This window comes from Thalassobacillus sp. C254 (assembly GCF_001310615.1).
Window position 1 is genome coordinate 1 of record NZ_BAXQ01000018.1, and the last position, 16,960, is coordinate 16,960.

27 protein-coding genes and 3 pseudogenes are annotated in these 16,960 nt (G+C 38.7%); 10 read left to right on the forward strand and 20 right to left on the reverse strand.

From position 1 onward, the window contains the following. Nucleotides 1-47: 47 nt before the first annotated feature. Nucleotides 48-1,536, reverse strand: a pseudogene (locus JCM19033_RS15270) (potassium/proton antiporter). 12 nt (nucleotides 1,537-1,548) lie between these two features. After that, nucleotides 1,549-2,094: a tyrosine-type recombinase/integrase gene (locus JCM19033_RS15275; protein WP_054636928.1), complete on the reverse strand. Its 546-nt coding sequence runs from the start codon at nucleotides 2,092-2,094 to the stop codon at nucleotides 1,549-1,551. Between the two features lie 96 nt (nucleotides 2,095-2,190). Between JCM19033_RS15275 and JCM19033_RS15280 the strand changes: the two genes are divergently transcribed. The 4 genes from JCM19033_RS15280 (at nucleotide 2,191) to JCM19033_RS15290 (ending at nucleotide 3,954) form a co-directional block, all read left to right on the forward strand. Continuing rightward, nucleotides 2,191-2,628 (forward strand): hypothetical protein, encoded by a 438-nt coding sequence (locus JCM19033_RS15280; RefSeq protein WP_054636929.1) that lies wholly within the window; start codon nucleotides 2,191-2,193, stop codon nucleotides 2,626-2,628. A 6-nt stretch (nucleotides 2,629-2,634) separates the two neighbouring features. After that, a complete protein-coding gene (locus JCM19033_RS22475; RefSeq protein ID WP_083465499.1) occupies nucleotides 2,635-2,925 on the forward strand; it encodes a sporulation protein YunB in 291 nt (96 codons plus the stop codon). An 88-nt stretch (nucleotides 2,926-3,013) separates the two neighbouring features. Continuing rightward, entirely contained in the window at nucleotides 3,014-3,445 is a 432-nt protein-coding gene (locus tag JCM19033_RS15285; protein WP_054636930.1) for a hypothetical protein, read from the forward strand. Nucleotides 3,446-3,489: 44 nt separating this feature from the next. Continuing rightward, nucleotides 3,490-3,954 carry a hypothetical protein gene (locus JCM19033_RS15290; RefSeq protein WP_054636931.1) on the forward strand — a complete coding sequence of 155 codons (465 nt, stop codon included), beginning with the start codon at nucleotides 3,490-3,492 and terminating at the stop codon, nucleotides 3,952-3,954. A gap of 229 nt (nucleotides 3,955-4,183) precedes the next feature. Here JCM19033_RS15290 and JCM19033_RS15295 read toward each other — a convergent pair whose 3' ends face one another. The 7 genes and pseudogenes from JCM19033_RS15295 to JCM19033_RS15320 form a co-directional block, all read right to left on the reverse strand. Further along, the gene (locus JCM19033_RS15295; RefSeq protein WP_054636932.1) at nucleotides 4,184-4,441 is read right to left on the reverse strand and encodes a hypothetical protein; all 258 of its coding nucleotides are present in this window, start codon (nucleotides 4,439-4,441) and stop codon (nucleotides 4,184-4,186) included. Nucleotides 4,442-4,575: 134 nt separating this feature from the next. Next, nucleotides 4,576-5,352 (reverse strand): annotated as a pseudogene (locus tag JCM19033_RS15300) (sodium:calcium antiporter). Between the two features lie 191 nt (nucleotides 5,353-5,543). Next, nucleotides 5,544-5,675 carry a hypothetical protein gene (locus JCM19033_RS26160; protein WP_269758274.1) on the reverse strand — a complete coding sequence of 44 codons (132 nt, stop codon included), beginning with the start codon at nucleotides 5,673-5,675 and terminating at the stop codon, nucleotides 5,544-5,546. Continuing rightward, nucleotides 5,672-6,034 carry a hypothetical protein gene (locus tag JCM19033_RS15305; protein ID WP_054636933.1) on the reverse strand — a complete coding sequence of 121 codons (363 nt, stop codon included), beginning with the start codon at nucleotides 6,032-6,034 and terminating at the stop codon, nucleotides 5,672-5,674. Before JCM19033_RS15305 ends, JCM19033_RS26160 begins: the two co-directional genes overlap by 4 nt. 128 nt (nucleotides 6,035-6,162) lie before the next feature. Beyond that, nucleotides 6,163-6,681, reverse strand: coding sequence for a hypothetical protein (locus JCM19033_RS15310; RefSeq protein WP_054636934.1), 519 nt, complete (start codon nucleotides 6,679-6,681; stop codon nucleotides 6,163-6,165). A gap of 303 nt (nucleotides 6,682-6,984) precedes the next feature. Next, nucleotides 6,985-7,182, reverse strand: a complete 198-nt coding sequence (locus tag JCM19033_RS15315; RefSeq protein WP_054636935.1) for a hypothetical protein — start codon at nucleotides 7,180-7,182, stop codon at nucleotides 6,985-6,987. 297 nt (nucleotides 7,183-7,479) lie between these two features. Beyond that, a complete protein-coding gene (locus tag JCM19033_RS15320; RefSeq protein ID WP_269758275.1) occupies nucleotides 7,480-8,097 on the reverse strand; it encodes an ArdC family protein in 618 nt (205 codons plus the stop codon). A gap of 144 nt (nucleotides 8,098-8,241) precedes the next feature. Here JCM19033_RS15320 and JCM19033_RS24345 point away from each other — a divergent pair, with 144 nt between their 5' ends. Further along, the gene (locus tag JCM19033_RS24345) at nucleotides 8,242-8,418 is read left to right on the forward strand and encodes a hypothetical protein (RefSeq protein WP_198153533.1); all 177 of its coding nucleotides are present in this window, start codon (nucleotides 8,242-8,244) and stop codon (nucleotides 8,416-8,418) included. Nucleotides 8,419-8,603: 185 nt separating this feature from the next. Here the strand turns inward: JCM19033_RS24345 and JCM19033_RS23615 are convergent, their stop codons facing one another. The 5 genes from JCM19033_RS23615 to JCM19033_RS15345 form a co-directional block, all read right to left on the reverse strand. Next, nucleotides 8,604-8,759: a hypothetical protein gene (locus tag JCM19033_RS23615; protein WP_157049914.1), complete on the reverse strand. Its 156-nt coding sequence runs from the start codon at nucleotides 8,757-8,759 to the stop codon at nucleotides 8,604-8,606. A gap of 57 nt (nucleotides 8,760-8,816) precedes the next feature. Next, nucleotides 8,817-9,305: an MBL fold metallo-hydrolase gene (locus JCM19033_RS15330; RefSeq protein WP_054636938.1), complete on the reverse strand. Its 489-nt coding sequence runs from the start codon at nucleotides 9,303-9,305 to the stop codon at nucleotides 8,817-8,819. Between the two features lie 72 nt (nucleotides 9,306-9,377). Then, nucleotides 9,378-9,566: a hypothetical protein gene (locus JCM19033_RS15335; protein WP_157049915.1), complete on the reverse strand. Its 189-nt coding sequence runs from the start codon at nucleotides 9,564-9,566 to the stop codon at nucleotides 9,378-9,380. A gap of 76 nt (nucleotides 9,567-9,642) precedes the next feature. Next, nucleotides 9,643-10,044 (reverse strand): hypothetical protein, encoded by a 402-nt coding sequence (locus JCM19033_RS15340; protein WP_054636940.1) that lies wholly within the window; start codon nucleotides 10,042-10,044, stop codon nucleotides 9,643-9,645. Nucleotides 10,045-10,147: 103 nt separating this feature from the next. Then, entirely contained in the window at nucleotides 10,148-10,648 is a 501-nt protein-coding gene (locus tag JCM19033_RS15345; protein WP_054636941.1) for a hypothetical protein, read from the reverse strand. Nucleotides 10,649-10,832: 184 nt separating this feature from the next. Here JCM19033_RS15345 and JCM19033_RS26165 point away from each other — a divergent pair, with 184 nt between their 5' ends. After that, nucleotides 10,833-11,462, forward strand: a complete 630-nt coding sequence (locus JCM19033_RS26165) for a hypothetical protein (protein WP_054636942.1) — start codon at nucleotides 10,833-10,835, stop codon at nucleotides 11,460-11,462. A 27-nt stretch (nucleotides 11,463-11,489) separates the two neighbouring features. Further along, nucleotides 11,490-11,654 carry an HNH endonuclease gene (locus JCM19033_RS22480; RefSeq protein WP_083465500.1) on the forward strand — a complete coding sequence of 55 codons (165 nt, stop codon included), beginning with the start codon at nucleotides 11,490-11,492 and terminating at the stop codon, nucleotides 11,652-11,654. A 75-nt stretch (nucleotides 11,655-11,729) separates the two neighbouring features. Here JCM19033_RS22480 and JCM19033_RS15355 read toward each other — a convergent pair whose 3' ends face one another. The 4 genes from JCM19033_RS15355 to JCM19033_RS22485 form a co-directional block, all read right to left on the reverse strand. After that, on the reverse strand, nucleotides 11,730-12,020 hold the full coding sequence (locus JCM19033_RS15355) for a (deoxy)nucleoside triphosphate pyrophosphohydrolase (RefSeq protein WP_054636943.1): 291 nt from the start codon (nucleotides 12,018-12,020) through the stop codon (nucleotides 11,730-11,732). A 488-nt stretch (nucleotides 12,021-12,508) separates the two neighbouring features. Next, nucleotides 12,509-12,850, reverse strand: coding sequence for a hypothetical protein (locus JCM19033_RS15360; protein ID WP_198153534.1), 342 nt, complete (start codon nucleotides 12,848-12,850; stop codon nucleotides 12,509-12,511). A gap of 159 nt (nucleotides 12,851-13,009) precedes the next feature. Then, nucleotides 13,010-13,444: a hypothetical protein gene (locus JCM19033_RS15365; RefSeq protein ID WP_054636944.1), complete on the reverse strand. Its 435-nt coding sequence runs from the start codon at nucleotides 13,442-13,444 to the stop codon at nucleotides 13,010-13,012. A gap of 404 nt (nucleotides 13,445-13,848) precedes the next feature. Next, nucleotides 13,849-13,941 carry a YjcZ family sporulation protein gene (locus JCM19033_RS22485; RefSeq protein WP_083465501.1) on the reverse strand — a complete coding sequence of 31 codons (93 nt, stop codon included), beginning with the start codon at nucleotides 13,939-13,941 and terminating at the stop codon, nucleotides 13,849-13,851. A 226-nt stretch (nucleotides 13,942-14,167) separates the two neighbouring features. On the opposite strand from JCM19033_RS22485, the pseudogene JCM19033_RS15370 reads away from it, so the two are divergent. Next, nucleotides 14,168-14,654, forward strand: a pseudogene (locus JCM19033_RS15370) (spore coat protein). 348 nt (nucleotides 14,655-15,002) lie between these two features. Here the strand turns inward: JCM19033_RS15370 and JCM19033_RS15375 are convergent. Then, nucleotides 15,003-15,254, reverse strand: coding sequence for a hypothetical protein (locus JCM19033_RS15375; RefSeq protein WP_054636945.1), 252 nt, complete (start codon nucleotides 15,252-15,254; stop codon nucleotides 15,003-15,005). 251 nt (nucleotides 15,255-15,505) lie between these two features. Then, nucleotides 15,506-15,667: a hypothetical protein gene (locus JCM19033_RS23620; protein WP_157049916.1), complete on the reverse strand. Its 162-nt coding sequence runs from the start codon at nucleotides 15,665-15,667 to the stop codon at nucleotides 15,506-15,508. A 509-nt stretch (nucleotides 15,668-16,176) separates the two neighbouring features. Here JCM19033_RS23620 and JCM19033_RS15385 point away from each other — a divergent pair. Further along, nucleotides 16,177-16,395: an aspartyl-phosphate phosphatase Spo0E family protein gene (locus JCM19033_RS15385; RefSeq protein WP_054636947.1), complete on the forward strand. Its 219-nt coding sequence runs from the start codon at nucleotides 16,177-16,179 to the stop codon at nucleotides 16,393-16,395. A 335-nt stretch (nucleotides 16,396-16,730) separates the two neighbouring features. Next, the gene (locus JCM19033_RS24350) at nucleotides 16,731-16,883 is read left to right on the forward strand and encodes a hypothetical protein (RefSeq protein WP_198153540.1); all 153 of its coding nucleotides are present in this window, start codon (nucleotides 16,731-16,733) and stop codon (nucleotides 16,881-16,883) included. Nucleotides 16,884-16,960: the final 77 nt, after the last annotated feature.

The window sequence follows — 16,960 nt, forward strand, 5'->3', positions numbered from 1 at the left end:
CCCTCCATTATCATGTCTAATGCTTTTTCATTTATTTAGCTTTTTCTTTAGACTTCTCGGTGTTCCACTTTTTTCTTTTCAATGAGTTTTCTTAACGCATCCTTTTCTTTTCGGGATACTAAAATGTATAGAAAATCACCTGCTTGAATTTCTGTTTCCCCGTAAGGAGTAATCAGCGTTTCATCCCGCACTATCGCACTGATTGTTGCTTTGCGAGGAAATGGGATCTCGTGTAATTTTCGACCGACAATTGCTGTGTCTTCATTTGTTTTAAATTGCACCATTCAGCGTTGGCTTTCCCAATCGAAATTAATTCAATTGAGTGATGAGGCGTGTCTTTTTTAGGACCCGTGAGCTTAAGCTTTTTAGCTACAGGTGAGATCGTCGAACCTTGTACGAGAGCTGATGTCAAGACAATGAAAAACACTACATTGAAAAACAATTGACTGTTTTCAAGGCCAGCCACAACAGGAAGGTGGCAAGTACAATTGGGACGGCTCCTCTTAATCCTGCCCAAGAGATAAAGGTTTTTTCTTTTAGCGTATATTTCATTCCCAGGGTTGAAAGAAATACTGCAACTGGACGAGCGACGAACATCAAAATAAAGGAAAGGAACAATCCTGCAGCCATAACATCCAAGGTAAATAGCTGACCTGGGAAAGCTAACAATCCTAGGATAATAAACATGAGAATTTGAGCCATCCAGGCAAACCCTTCGTTAAACTGAAAAATGGAATAGCGGTAAGTAAGTTCCGAGTTCCCAATCACAAGCGCCGCCACATAAACTGCCAAAAATCCACTGCCATCGATAAAGGCCGTAACACTGTAGGTTAGCAAGGCAAAAGCTACTGAAAAAATCGGATAAAGTCCACTGGATTCTAAATTGATTCGGTTAATCGCGAAAGAAGCAATTTTCCCTATTGCAAAACCTAACCCAAGGCCCACTCCCATTTGCCAGAAGAAGTTCGGGATAAGCATAAAGATACTCATATCATCAGCAAGAATTAATTCGATAAATCCAAGCGTGAGAAAGACGGCCATGGGATCGTTCGTCCCGGATTCAGCTTCGAGTGTTGCTCCCATTTTCGCCTTAATGTTTCGCTCCTTTAACGCGGCAAATACAGCAGCTGCATCAGTGGAACCAACTATGGCCCCAAACAGGAAGGCTTCAAACCAAGTGATATCAAAAATTAACATCGCTGCTACACCAACAATGGCGGAGGTTAAGACTACGCCTAGTGTGGCCAGGGACAGTGACGGGGCAGCCACCGATTTAACGGTAGACCACTTTGTTTGAAGCCCCCCTTCAAACAGGATGATAACCAGAGCTAATATCCCAATTAATTGGGCGGTTTCTGCATTATCAAAATGGATCAGACCTAACCCATCGCTTCCAATGAGCATGCCAACAAGGATAAAGAGAACAAGTGCTGGAAGTCCAAGGCGGGTTGAGAACTTTGCCACTAGCACGCCACTAATTAATAACAAAGCTCCTATCAGAACAAATGCATCATTTCCAAATGCGTCCAAAAACATGTTTAGCCTCCATTATAAATTCACATCTATTTTTTGCGGTTCAGTCTTGTCAATGCCAATGTATTTTAAGGTATCAGAGCGTGTTGCCTGGTTAAATCTTTTTTGAATCAAAGAAACAGCAATCCCCTTTACATAAGCGTGGTAACCAAACGTTTTTCGAAGCGTATGAGTTCCAACTTTTTCTGTAACACCCACAAGCTTTGCAGCTTCGTTGATTATTCGGTAGGCCTGCTGTCTGGTAATGGGAGCATGGCCTCTTGAGGATTGAAATAAATAATCAGTTGATACAGGTGCTTTTTGTAGAAAGTGATGCTTAAGAGCTCGTCTTACCTGCTCATTAAGATAAACAGGCTCCTTGTTTTCATACTCTAAAAATAAACGGAAGTTACCTTGTTCATCCCTCACATCTGCAACCTTTAATTCGAGTAATTCTCCTATTCGAAAACCAGTATTAATTCCCATCACAAATAATAAATAATCTCTAGAGGACTTTTTTTTAATCACCTTTTTCATTAAGCGAATTTTCCGAATATCCTTTATGGGCGTGACAAACTCCACTGTGCTCACCTCGATAATGTAACTTAATAATATTCTAACATATATGTATGTAACATAAAGTAATATGCATTGATTATGTTTGATAAGGAGAGGCCAATGAAGAGGTTAAGAAAAGATCGTCGAAGAAACCCATTGCCTTTTAGCACCGTTTTTATTATCAGTTTTACCATCTTTTTAGTTTTAACTGTTTTAGGATTAATATTTGTTGAATACGGAATTAGGCCTACGCTGATGACCATTGCCAAAACTGAAACCCAACGTATCGCTGCGCAGTCGATTAATGATGCGGTTTCTAAACGAATTGTAAATGAACTTGATATCGATGAATTAGTGCTTTTGGACAAAAACGGAAAAGGGAACTTAACTTCCATTCGCTTTGATCCACAAATCTACAACCGAGTGACCGCTGAAGCCACAACGCGGGTGCAGAGAAGTTTGGAAAGTATTAATGAAGGAAGTATCGCCGAATTTTTGATGACATGGAAAATGAAGATGAGGGATTATTCATTATATCCCTCTGGGTATGGCCGCTGATAATGCCTGTTAGCAAACTTTGGACCGAAGGTACCTGTAAAGTTTACTACGATAGGGGACGTAAGGTCTGAAATTCGAACAGATGTTACGCATACGGGGATTAACAATACACTGATAGAAGTGTATATCTATATTGTCGCCAACGTAAGGGTAGTCATTCCTTTTGCGACTGACACAGCAACTGTTGAAAACAATATTATGTTAAGTGATATTTTTGTTCAGGGTGAAATTCCCGACTTTTATGGCGGCAGTAGTGAAAACGGTCCTAGACCAGCAAAGGTTGTAGAAAGTGAATAACCTTTAAGAAAAGTCAGCTTCTTTATATTGGGGAAGCTGACTTTCTAGTATAATAGGGTTCTATGCATATATTTAAAAGGTGGGCGCTATGACTTTACTTGATAAACGACAACCTATGGTTACACTATTTATGATTCTTCTTGGGACAGCTCTATCATATATACCGTTCTTGCCCAATATTCCAGATATATTGATCACTATCATATTCGTTATCGTTTTGTACTTTTGGTTTTTAAAAATCCCAATATCTAAAATGAGAAACAGTCTGCATGAAAGATTCCCTCTACGCATGGCTTTATTTCTAAACTTTATTGTTTTTCCTCTTCTGGCTGGAGGAATGGGTTATGTGTTTCTGCCTGCATATCCTGAGATATGGATTGCTTTCATTATTCTCGCAGTACTTCCTTCCACTGATGGAGACATGCCCTTAACAAAATATATAAACGGAAATGTGAACTTTTCCTTGGCACTATTACCGATTCACTTAGTGTTACAGCTTTTTTGCTTCCTTTTTATTTAATTTTGTTAACAGGAGAACATATTACGTTCGATGATAACCTATTAGTGTTGGGGATCTTAGGGATTATAAGTATTTCTCTGACAGCTGCTTTGGTTACTAAACGAGTTGCTTTCAACCTTGGTGAAGAAAACGAGCTAAGAAACAGAATGAGTCAAAAAGTGCCCATCATAAGAAAATTCTTTTTAAATAGTGGTGTTTTTCTTTTCTTTGTCAATCATGGTTCTCTAACCTTGGTTCATCTAACAGACATAATAATCGTATTGCTCTGCACACTGCTTTTTGTGTTTTTAAATTTCTTAATTGCCACTTATATTTCGAACGCTTCCCAATACTATTATGAGGATAAAGCAAGCTTACTCATTTCAGCGATTAGAAGAAACTCACCAATTGCCTTGTTTGTTGCCATGACATCGTTTCCCCCATTAGTTGGAATTGCTGTGTCTCTAGGTTATGTCTTGCAGTTTCCTATCCTGTACCTCTTGGCAAACTGCATTAAAAACCAAAGATAAGGAGATTTCTTCGTGAAAACACGTACACTGATCGGATGGGGCGGCGGGATTACTGGGATACAAATTTATATTTTATTTGTGTACTTTGGAGGCCTATGGGGCATCGGAGTTTTTTTTACAGTACTCCTCATCCTGATTTTACTGTTATCTAAAAGATGCTCATGAAAAGAAGCCGAACTAATGCATGATCGGCTTCTTTTCCCTATAGTCAATTTCCTATAGGGAACGACTACAAGTTGATGAGTCCAGCGGCTTTTTCTACATCCAGGACGCAACTAATGCCATTTCCTGTTTTTAGTAACTCACCCGATTTTTCAGCTGTATCTAATACTTCATCAACCTGACTGCTTTTTATGACCGTAAGGATAATCTCTTTTGTAGGCTCCAGACGGAAACCTAGGACCTTCTGTTTATTCTCTGTGCTTGCTCCTCTTCCTCTGGTTATGGTCCAGCCGGGCACACCTATTTCTTCAAAAGCATCTAACACAGAACCAACTTTTTTTCATTAATAATTGTGACAACTACTTTTAAGTTATCTTTTTCTTTCATCAAATCCCCTCCCTATATCTTTAGTTTGTCTCTATTTTCCCTTTTTCCTTATAAAAAAGCTATCTAATCTTACTAATTTCTTAGGATAATAAAAACCATATATGCCAGGTACACAAAAGTCAAAATGATCCCTTCACGTATTCCAATTCTAAAATTAGTTCTAGCAAATATGAGTAATACGATGGTTAAGGTAATCATGAAAAAAGTATCAAAAAAGATTTTCGTATCTATAGTAAGAGGTGTTATGACAGAAGCTGCTCCTAGCACAAAGAAGATATTAAAAATATTACTTCCAACGATATTTCCTAGTGCAATGTCACTTTCCTTTTTGATGGCTGCTGTCACTGACGTGGTTAATTCAGGTAGAGAAGTACCAACGGCCACAATAGTCAAACCAACTAATGTTTCGCTCATCCCCAGTGACAATGCAATCTCGGTAGAACTAGAGACCACTACATCTCCACCAATAATAATAGCCGTCAGACCACCAACCGTAAAAACAGTGTTTTTCCCCCAGGAAGAGGTTAGCTTGGTCTGACAAACCTGTTTTGCTTTTTTCTCTGCTGCGTCTCGCCACTTCAAAGAGATAGTATATAAAGACCGCAAAAAACAACAGGAGAATCAAGCCATCACTTCTTGTAATCATGTTTTTACTCAATTCCTGAAGAAACATGTCACTCATTAAAATAAGTAAAGTGATTCCCGATAATAACGTAAACGGAATTTCTTTTCTAATGGTTTCACTCTCTACACTCGAAGAATCCTTGCTATGTTAGAAGAACCTTTCACAAAGAAATTTGCTCCTATTATTAAGAAAACAAAACCGACCATTAATAATATATATGTCATGGACATCCCTCATTTATAATAGGTTTCTATGGCTCTAGACGAACAAACCTTGTTCACTATAAGGCCATTTCAAACTATAAATAGAAATCATTCAGGGAAAATATCCCCCTGAGTGATAAAGTAAAAACACTAAATAACCCGAATAAGGACATAAAATCTCCTTCATTCGGTTAATCAATTTAATTAAAGCATCAATTAGGGAAGAAAGGCATTCCAAAAACATAATGAGCAATACTAAAAGCAACAATCATCATGATTATTCCTATCGTTAGCCCAGTTATGGCCTCTTTCACTAGCTCATTATCTGTTTGTTTGTTATTCACTGGGATATCCTCCTTTTCTCTATGGCAAGCGTGAGATCATACCATACATAGAGAAAGGTGGACTGGAATTTAATCGGCATTAATAACGTGCTCTTAAGTAAAAGGCTAATGAAAGCTTGAGAAGTATAGTGAAAAAGATAAAATAGACCTTCAGTAAGAACCACTAAAGAGAATTCTTCGACTCTTTTGTAGCTATACTCTATTGGATGAGGGAGCAGCAAGTCTTTTTCACTTACAGTTAAAGAGTACGGATGATATGAAGAATCACTAGAAAAGCTAGGGGATGAATGCTCAATAAAAGGATGGAATACAACAAGTATGGAGATAGATAATAAAATAAATAATAGCTTATTTCTCATTTGTATCCCTCCCTTTTACTTTATTGCTTTTGAGCTTAGTTGCCCTCGTTAAAAAAGCATCTCTTTTAGAGTATTATAACCCTTTGTATCAGAAGGAATAATAAATAATGGTCTTGTTATTTCTTTCTTTAATTATATTCTCTTTTTTTGTTTTGATCATTGTTTTGTGCTCTCGTTGTTTTTACATGCATGGGCTTTCGTTCCAGCTTTTTTATATGATCTCTCATATTTTCTAAATAGGTATCCGTTAAGCGTTGCGGAATATAAACCATTCTCTCTCTGAGAAGGTTTTCAACAACGAACATTTTCTTGGTCCAGTATTGATAATCCTCCCCTTGGTCTTCTTCTTGATTCTGGTACTCAAGGTTTCCCGTTTTTCTCGCCCGGTAAAAATGAGTCATTAATTTGTAAGCAGTAGCTCTTTCTTTACGGATCAGTTTTAACAGCATCATTAGCTCAAACGAAGTCATACTCTGTAATTCAGGAGTGGTTTTTTCTGCATCTTCCCTAAAGACAAAATCGCGAACCAAAACGTTCTCTCGAAGATGATCCGTTTGCACTTTTTCCTTTGGTATCGTCATGACACAAAAATCGCAATAAAAGGTTTGATCTAAACGGCTGCCACAATACGGACACGTATCTTTCATGTTCAGAACTCCTTTTATATTGTTTTTCTCTTCCGCACGGTGTGCGGTGGATGCAATCGTAACGCACAAGACGTACAATAAATTTTTGGCGGAGAAGTCACTTCATTGATCCGTATTCTCTGTTTATCCTCATCGTGTAATCGAGCGAAACACTCCGGGCAAACCGGATGACCATCTATAAAATGAAGGATTGTCATGATCATGATCTCCTTTCTGTTTGGCAAAAAAGGGGCAAGTGAAAAGATTCTTAGCTTTTCAGCTTGCCAGATTGAATGAGGGGGGCGGGGAAAAGAAGATGACTATTCATCTTCCACCTTTTCTATTTTCGTACACCTTCGGATTGATGATGTATTCAATCATGGTATACACTTCGGTTTGAGAACGAACATAAAAAGGCTCTGAAAAACAACTCGGTTCTAGCTCCCACCTTTCACTGCCTGCAGGCTTATAAAGCAACGCAACTTCCATGTAGTTTTCTTCATACGTTACCAGGCTAATCATCCTCCTTGCAAGGAAAAGGTGGGGCTTTTAAGCTCCCACCGATTCCCTTCGCTTGTCCTTCATTTCTTCCAACTGGTTTAAAATGGTTTGGCTTGTGTTGATAATGTCTGTTCCAATTTGCTTTATAATATCAGGGTCTTTGCTCCAACTGGCAATATACCCAAAACTATATTCCCCAGTATCTATGCCGTAATGGTGTAAGACTACATAGGCACGGCTTCAGCTTGGGATTCTTTAATCCGGTGTTCTTCTTGTTCAAATATGGCCCCTTGTCCATGTAAAAGATGGTGAGCATATTCATGGACTAAGGTTTTCACTTCCTGATTGGGGCTTATCGTGATCTAAAGCAATAAACTTGTCAATGATGTGATAGTATCCATTGGCGGGTTTTGTATCCTCATGATAAATAGGAATGTCGATGAGGGTTTCCAGATCATTGTATAATTCCTTTGTCACGTTCTTTTCTCCTTCCAGAGTTTTGACCGGAGGCTCTGGCAAAGGCTCTCCTTCTGTTTGCTGGACATCAAAAACATTGACGTAGCGAAAACCATAAATGATTGATTTTTCTTCGTCTGTTTCTTTATCTTTTTTCTTAGTGATTAAGGGAGCTAAGATTTTAATGGCCTTGGAACCTTTTTTCGGATATCGTCCGAGTTTCTTCCACTCATGATACCCTTTCACAAGCGTTGCTGTGGGCATTTGACTAAAAATGAGCACAGTATTGTTAAACGAATACTGTCTAAAGTTTGAGAGAAACGCTAGATACTCTTTCATTTGTTCAGATGCAAAGATCTCCTGAATGCCTTTTTCTAGCTTCTTTTCAATGCCTTTCATCACTTCCTCTTTTGTCTTTTTCATTTGTGTTTCATCCTTTCTTTTTTCTTTGTTTGGCTCGGCAGGAAGTCTACTTCCCAAAAGGGAGCTTTTTTTCTTTTGTTGCGTAGCAGTTAGCGTGACCTTTAACCAAAACGACAAGGGAACCAACCAATTCGTCATGCTTCAAAAGTTTTTTGTTTGCGCAGCGTCTTTGTCAAAAAAGTTTTGAAGCTCCCTTGCGTTATGGTTGTTTTAGTTGCCAAAAAACGTAGGAAAGAGCGAAGCGCAAACTTTGCTACGTTTAGGGGCTTATCTGAAACAGGGAACGCTAGACTGCCGGAGCCAAAAGAAAAAATCACAAAAAAGAAAGCTGGTCATTGCCAGCTTTCCGGTGAGAGTCTCTTATATGTAGGGTTGTAGATAACTCGTCCCTCGTGAAAAATCGTCGCGAACATACAGTGTGTTGCTTTATCCCTCATTCTCGACCACATTGGGGGGCAAGCAAGAAAGACGAATAATTGGTTCTTATTCCTTATTACCACGATTGAGGTTCTCCTTTTAGAAGGTCATTAGACCAAGGTCCTGGAAGGGAATTTTTTGTAGACCTATCTATAACCTCGTTCTTCAAATTCCTGTCCTTCTTGCTCTTGCTCTTCAAGTTGCTCCTCATCTTTCCCTGTAAGGTCTTCATAAGCCGCAAAACCACCAAAGGCAATTACGAGCAGGGCTATTAGTATTTGACCAGCTTCCTGTAATTTCATCCGTATCCCCCCGTTTAAGTTTCCTTCTTAAAAGGTATTACTCCCTCACACGCCTTTTCAGGATTTAGATTGCCCGACAATAAACAAACGATACAACACACTTACACTAAAAGATAAAAACACTATAAATTGTTCTTTAAAGAACCTAAAGCAAGTGTGAAACTTGCTTTGCAAACTACTGTCAGGGTTCACCGTCTCAATCGCCAGCGGTCCGACATCATACACCTCTCCCGCTCGCGGTTCTTCATACGCTACATCGCTTTCATCAATCGCATCCATGACTCGTTCAAAAGTTTGAGACGTATGGGTATCCCCCGACATCCATACTTCCTCTACCGTAAATTGATCTAAGATTGTATCAGCTTGGCCAATATGATCCGCATGAGGATGGCTAAGCATCATAACATCAAGGGATTCAATGTCTTGAGAATGCAAGTAGTCGACGACGTTGTTTTGATTCCAATTTCCGGCATCAAACAAGATCGTGTAGTCTTCTCCGTCATAGCCATATTCAAACAGTGTGGCATCAGCTTGTCCTACATCCATAAAGTGGACTGTCAGTCTTCCAGCTCTTCTACTTCAATAGAAGAATCTTCGGTCGTTTCCTCCCCTTCTTCCTCATGTTCTGTCTCTTTCTTCATTTACACCCTCGTCAAATTCTGTTTGTTCCGTTGCCTCTTCCTTTGCTTCTACTTCAACTTCTTCTTCAGTGGCACCGGATTCGTTTCCTTCATTCTCCTCTTCTGTCACCTGTTCGGCTGCTTCCTTACTCGACGTTTCTTCAGCTGCTTGGTTAGCCTGTTGCAAAAAGTAGTGAAAATGCACTCACTACCGGAAGTAGATGCTTCTTATTCATGATTATTTCCTCCTACCTTCTATACATTTAGCTCTCTCTTGTTTTCATGGCCACAAGGGCTTCGTCTACTTGATTTGAAAGGATCGATAAGTAATCTACGAGCTCTTCCTTCCATTCTTTTACTGTCATATGGTTGTGAATCGGTACTTTCACACGAACCATTTGATTGCTGCCATGGTAAGGAGTCATGTCTTCCCTTTCTAAAGAGCGAATTCGTTGATGGATTTCTTTTTTAAACCTTTCTCTTTTAGCAAAATATTGCTCTTGCCCTACCGCTTGTTTTTCCATCTTCCTTTTGGGAAGGTACGGACGCGTTTCATAGTGGACTGGAAGCAGTAAAGCTCCCTTTTGAACATCCAAAGAACCTTCAATGTGAATATCAAACGTATCCTCACGTAATTGAAAGGTTCCGTTTTCCTTTGGTGCCATGCCTCCTACCCAATACTTTTTAGAAAACTGCATAATATACCCGGCATGACCTCTGCCATTGATCTTAGAAACACTACGGCAAAACAGCCCTGGAGGAAAGGTATCAATAACTGTCCATCAGTTGCCGGAAGCGTGTTTCCAAAACCTCACCTTCCGTTTCCTCTGAAAAAGCTTTGATAAGGAAGTCATTGTCTTGAATCTTTGCGTCGAGATAAAATTGACGTACATTCCCAACAAAATCCTCGTAAAGAATTCTTAACCCAATATCTTCGATGTCCACGTCTTGAAGTATTTCTTGGTATGTAACTTGGCGGAACTGGTCACTCGATACACTTGATTCTGGCACGAGGGTGAGAAAAGCAAAATGCTCTTTGACCTCTTTTTGGAGGATTCCTATTCTTGGATCCCTCTTTACTTCATCCACACACTGTCGACTCGCATACCGAAGGGTTTGTTCCGTTCCTTCTTCAGCTCTCAGTTTGTTTTCAATCAAAGAAACAGAGTGATTGAGTAAAGCCACCAGTAAATTTGACACAATATCCTCTTTGTAGGTAAGGCCTAAGGAACTGATGACATTAACTCTTTCTGACAATAGGGAAGCCATATTTCTTCCTCCTCTTGCTTATTTTTTCTGGTTTTCTCACCTAAAAACGACCAAAACATTTATCCATTCATTATATAGGAAACAGATTGGTAGAAAATAACTACGTTTCTGTATAATATAGGAGAATACTAGATTGATTTGAGACTTTATTAACTTGTTTATCTACATAAGAAGGAGGAGAAAAATGCTACGGAAGAATGAAGAATTCATAAAGGGGAAACGGTATAAAAGAAGAGATATTCATCAACTGTATAAAGGACAAGAACAAGGAGGAATTTCTACCCCTAGCAAATATCCGTTTATTTTTATTTTTACTGGAGACAGCGGAAAAGATTATGGTTACAAGGATGGGTGGGGCCAGGATCAAATGGTTTATTACTACACGGGTGAGGGACAAAGAGGAGATATGGCTTTTACCAAAGGTAATAAAGCGATCCGTGACCACGTTCTCCAAAACAAAACCCTCTACTTATTCAAATATGTAAAGCAAGGCATCGTAGAATTTGTGGATGAAATGATATACATAGGCCATGAAATTGTCACTGGGAAGGATTTCGATCAGAAAGACAGGCAAGCGATCGTCTTCCATTTAGAAAGGGTTCACAGCATCAGAGAGAATGAAGAAAGCGTCGAGGAGTTTCCAACCAATGCCGCTTCTTTAGAGACGCTACGGAAGATAGCAACACATCATGCCAGCATAGAGAGTGATGAAAGGGATAGAAAAGTTGTGGTACGGAAAAGAGCGGCAGCGATTAAACTGTACGCCTTGCAGCGGGCTTTTGCGAGGCATGTGGTAAAGAGGCTCCCTTTGTGAACAAAGAGGGGGACCCCTTTCCTTGAGGTGCATCACATCAAAAGGTTATCCGATGGAGGACCCGATCCTGAATTTGTGGCCGCTATTTGTCCTAATTGCCACAGACGAGCCCATTACAGCCATGATGCAGAAGAGTTTAACCACAATCTCGAGAACAATATCAAAGAAAAAGAATTACAATTCAGCCAGTAACACATCAATGGTCGGTAGATCAGCGGGTGTCCAGGTTAAGGTAACAAAGCGTGAGAGGGCCCCCAACGTATTTCCTCATGCTCCTGGGGCCGTTGGCTCTCCCCCACGAATCCAACAAGAAAAGCTGTGAAAGAGAAAGTCAAACTCCTCACCTTGATGAGTGGAACTATGGATCTTTTTTCCAACCTTAATGTCACACTGAAGTTCTTCTTTGATTTCACGTATCAATACCTCTTCCATCGATTCGTTTTCTTCTACTTTTCCTCCGGGAAACTCCAAATACCCACTCAGCGTCGTATTATTGGAACGTCGTGCACATAATACTAGCCCTTCGTTTTCAATCACTGCGGCGACTACCTCTTTCATTAGAACCTCCTAGAAGAATACTTTTGCTTCCCTCTTCTGAAATCTTAACCTACTCTCGTTTTCTTCATCCCTTTATTTAACAAAAGAGCGGAAGGAAAAAGATGAGATCCCATCTTCCATTATCTTTCGCTTGCTCCAAGCTCTTAAGGATGTGGTTTAATTTATGTCGTCCTACGCTATATTTTCCTGATGATCAATTGTTTACTCCTTAAGTTGCCGTAAAGCGTACAGTATGTTGGTTTTTCATAAACGAGTATGTGGTCATATGGGCGCCTCATCACTTATAATCATAAGTGATGAGGCGCCACTAAGCGTCATGCTTCCTTCTTAGCTTTTAGCTGTAACCAATGACGGTGTTACCCATACCTTATCTACCAATTGACCAAAAACCAAAAACATTTTGTAGATACTAAAACAGAGTACTTTCACTCCTAGAGTAAGTAATAAAAAGAAGCCAAACATTGGCTTCTTGGTTTATTGTTTTTTGGTTATTGATTATTATTTTGTTGGTTTTGTTGTTGGCGATTTGGTTGGCCAGCCTCACCATTTCTAACAGAATTTGCTGTTTTGGTAACTGCCTGAGCCGTCTGGTCGACCACATTCATTGCAATATTTTCAGTTGCTTGGAGAGTGTTTTGTGCTGCGTCAAACACGACGTCAGTACCGTTTTTTACGGTGTTTGCAAAACCTTGTCCTCCATTTTGCTGATTTTGCTGTTGGTACTGTTGATTTTGTTGGTTCTGTTGTTGGTTCTGTTGATTTTGAAGACCTTGTTGATTTTGCTGACCCAGTTTACTTTGGTTGTTATTGGAATAGTTATGATTTACCATGTTTCTTCACCTCCTAAAAAATAGAGTGTGTAGTTGTTTAAAAAATATCCTATAGCAAAGGATATTTCTTATACATGACAGACGTATTACCGTTCCCTACAATAACCTTTCTGTGTGAGAAGCTTACTTTGTAGGAAGTCCTTTATTAATGTCTAATACTCAAGCTTTCACTCGCCCGTAGTAAAGCTCTATGAGAGAATAAGGAATGAAATAAGTCAAAAGGGTCTTATAAATGTTCCATCTGTTTTTATATTCTAGTTTCCCTACTGCAACAGCAAGAAGCTCCGCGATCGATGAAAGGACAGTAAACAATATGATACCTGTGCTACGGGACAAAAAACTTTGTTGATTCCAGTAAATCATCAAACTAGCTACAACCGGAAAGTAACCAAGGTTTAAAGGGTAAATCGAACGATATTGTTTTCTTTTCATTCGCGGCTTTAATACCCAGTAGCGGCAACCTTTAATATTCATGAAGAAGGATATGATGATACCGATAGGAATCGTTTTAATCACTAGTTGTTTATCTTTTGTATAAAGGAATGCTCCAAATACCCAAGGAAGGAGAAAACCAAACAACACGTTAACGCCCATCCCATCACCTCTAATTTTTCTTTATTTTCCCCCTAAAAAACATTAACATTCCCGCTTGGAGTTATATCCTTCTATTGGTGACACCTTTTCCACTATTCAGATAACAACCCTCAATTAGTATGTATATACTAAAATTGTCTTGTAAAGGGAAGCAAAAACAGTTTACTTGAACTTAATTGTGGTAAGTTCCTTCCTAGTGCGTAAATTGTGAGACAACCTGGTAAAAGTGTCCGCCCCTCTCTTCCCCTAGGAGAAGGCGAAATTGGTTATTCGGCTATCTTGATTTCTCAAATCCCGTGTTTAGTCACAATAAAAAGGCAAAGGTATAGACCTAAGCCTTACTTATAAAGGAGGAAATGTCTGGATAAACTGTCCACGGACGAATATTACATAACCAATCTTTTTTAATAGCGTCTGACAGCCGCGGCTCCAATAATGACTAAAAGGATGAAGAGCACCACGATTAAAGCAAAACCACTATCGTATCCAAAGGACATCCAAATCCCCCTTCCTGCCTTTAGCAAGATATACTTTTAGAGTACTCAGCTACATGTGGGTTTGAATGTGCAAATAAGGAAGGCGTATATGTGTTTTCTTTAATTTGTGAAGAAAGATCAAAAAGTTATTGAAAAAAACAGGTCATAAGTAACTTTCACGTCAAATATATATATCCGTGGCTATTTTTGCTTATCATTGCGTGCAGCTTGCATGGTAAAGGAGGGTATGACAGTGAATGAGGGACACTTAGCGTGGCACGAAACGTTAGAGCTCCATGAATTAGTTGCATTTCAAAGCATTGGGTTAATGAAACTAAAAGAAATGCGTCCGCAAATCACAAATCGAGAGCTGCGATCATTATATGGGGAAGCCATTCATTCAGTGGAAATAAATGTAAGAGAACTGCTTGCATTTTTCCCTGAAGCTCCCCGGGAAGATGGAAAAGAGGATGAAAGAGATCCAATGACGGCTTTTTACGCTGGCAACTTATTGGGCTTTGCAAAGACTTCAGTGCGAAATTATGCGATTGCCATTACTGAAACGGCCACCCCGGAGCTTAGGAAGTGTACTAAAAAAACAATTAAACAGCGCCATTGACTTGCACGCAAAAGTTTACACCTTTATGTACCAACGGAGTTATTATCCTTCTTATGATTTAGAGAGATTACTCGCAAACGACGTTCGCAACGCACGGCGTGCTCTGTCTATGTAAGATAAAACAGGGACACCATATCAGTGGTGTCTTTTTCCTTGCTTAAAGAATTTTCCTGTCCATGATACAAAGATGAGGTAACCTTCGGAACTTTATATACAAGTCTACACAAAAGAGATTGTGATTGAAGAAGTAGTGAAAAAAGGAGAAAGCGGGTGGAAGCTTATAACGAAGAACTAGAAAAAATATCAAATGCCATAATTAAAATCTTAGAATAAAGCTTTCACCTCATCCTCTGACCTCAACACAGCTGCACGCGAACTCTATAGGAAGGCTCATTATCAACTTGCAAACACTATGCATGGTTATAAAAGATTAAAAATCAAGGAATGATCACTGCCTTGTTTTTTATTTTTCGTTGTCTTCTTTCCTCAAAGAGAGTAGAAATTTTATATCGTTATCTATTTGTTTCACCAACTCAACGTCTTGTCTGTCCATAGCTTTTTTTCTAATGTCGTTTGCGAGTTCAAGATATTCCTGATTATTCGTTTCCATGCCCTCGTGTGAATATTCTGTTTTTTCATTACGGGCGGATGCCTCCTGTACATCTTCTTCATTGCTTTCTTGTTCAAACGGTTGATCCATTTGCAAGCACCCCATGGTTGACTACCTCCTTTATCCCTTTGCTTCCCCTACGATAACACAGAACCTCCTATACTGTGGAGTAAAGCACGTAGAGTGGGAATTATATATATTACAATCATTATTCTCTCCCCACTGCCCTTATTTGAACCAAAGAAGGAGGCTTTTTTAAGGAGAATATTAAGTAAAGCCTTATTTCCCCTTTGCTCTTGAGCTGTATTTTTACGCCACTTATAAGTTCCCCATTTAGTCATTCATCTCCTTATTATCTATAAATATTTAGAATCATAGTAATACCATGCTGTAATGGTTCCAAAAAAGATACCGATCACGAAACCCCAGCTTAGAGCATTTATGACATAACCTATACTTCCAACAATCAAAGAAGCAATTATAGCAGCAAGAATGGAATGATAGATTCTCTTTTTCATGATTCCCCATCTCCTTCTACTACTGTGGTTTACAATTGAGTTTATCCAAGTAAACAGGTGGAGAAAAAAGCTGCCACTATCAAAATAACGAGTGATAGTTGGTAAGACGGCTTTTCCTCATTAAAGCTGATCACATACTCATTCAAGATCAGGAGTAGGATTTTCCTGCGTTAACCAAGTACCAAATTTTACCACGTAATGCAAAAAAGACCAAGGAGCCTATCTCTTGAAAAAGAAGAAGTATGGACCCCATTGTACTAATAGGAACCACAGTAACAAAACCGGAAATCCCCCTCTTTTCTTGCTCACCAATAAAACTTCCTAACCTATATCAAAAATAAAGCTTTTTCATTAAGTTGCATTTGTGAACAATAAAAAAATTGCATTAAAACTTGGGCATTAAAACAAAATTCAACATATTTTATCTGCCACTTTCTGGTAAGATAAGGGGCGTGAATTTGACTTCTTTTGGAATAAAAGAATATTTATAAAAGGGAGGATACCTTATAATGGAGGGATTCTACAATAAAAGTTTAGTACTCAAAATACAAAATAAAAGAAATGAAATGTATACTAATGCCAATCAATTTGGTATTTGTGATGCAAGGACTCTTGTAGTTAGCCAAGAATTAGATGTTCTCCTTAACGAGTATCAGTATTCTCAACAAAGTCAGAACATATCTGTAAGATACCATGGACAAGATATTTACCAAATAATGGAATTTTAAAACCATAAGGGTACGAAACTATGAAGGCCCCATACTAAAAAAAGGTTATTATTATTCGAACTCCCTTCTCTTATCAGAAACACTAAAAGAGGAAAACAATATTCGAAGAAACGTTCCCTCGTTCCTATCAAGAAATATTGTTTTCTTCCTTCCATTTTAAAGATTTTCTCTAAAGCTTCGCCCACTACCCATATTTTACACACTCATTGACCTGTACCCCATAGAAAGAACAGTCTAAATAATTGAATGAAATATTGTTCAATAAGAGTGAAACTGTTTTAATTTTTTTATATACTATATTTAATAAAGTATTTATAAAGGAAAGGAGAATTCTATTGATTGCTTATGAAAAAGCATCAAATGTTTTGCTTTCTGGTTTGTATCATGAAATACAAAGAAACATAAAGCGAGGACTTTTATCGAATAACATGGAAAGCGAATTAGAATTAATATCTATAATAGCTAAAAAAAGAGGGCTATATCTGTAGAAAGAAAAAGTGAGGATACCCTCCTCCTTTTCACAGAACCATTTCTATTGACCTAAACCTTCCTCTGCTTCTCTAAG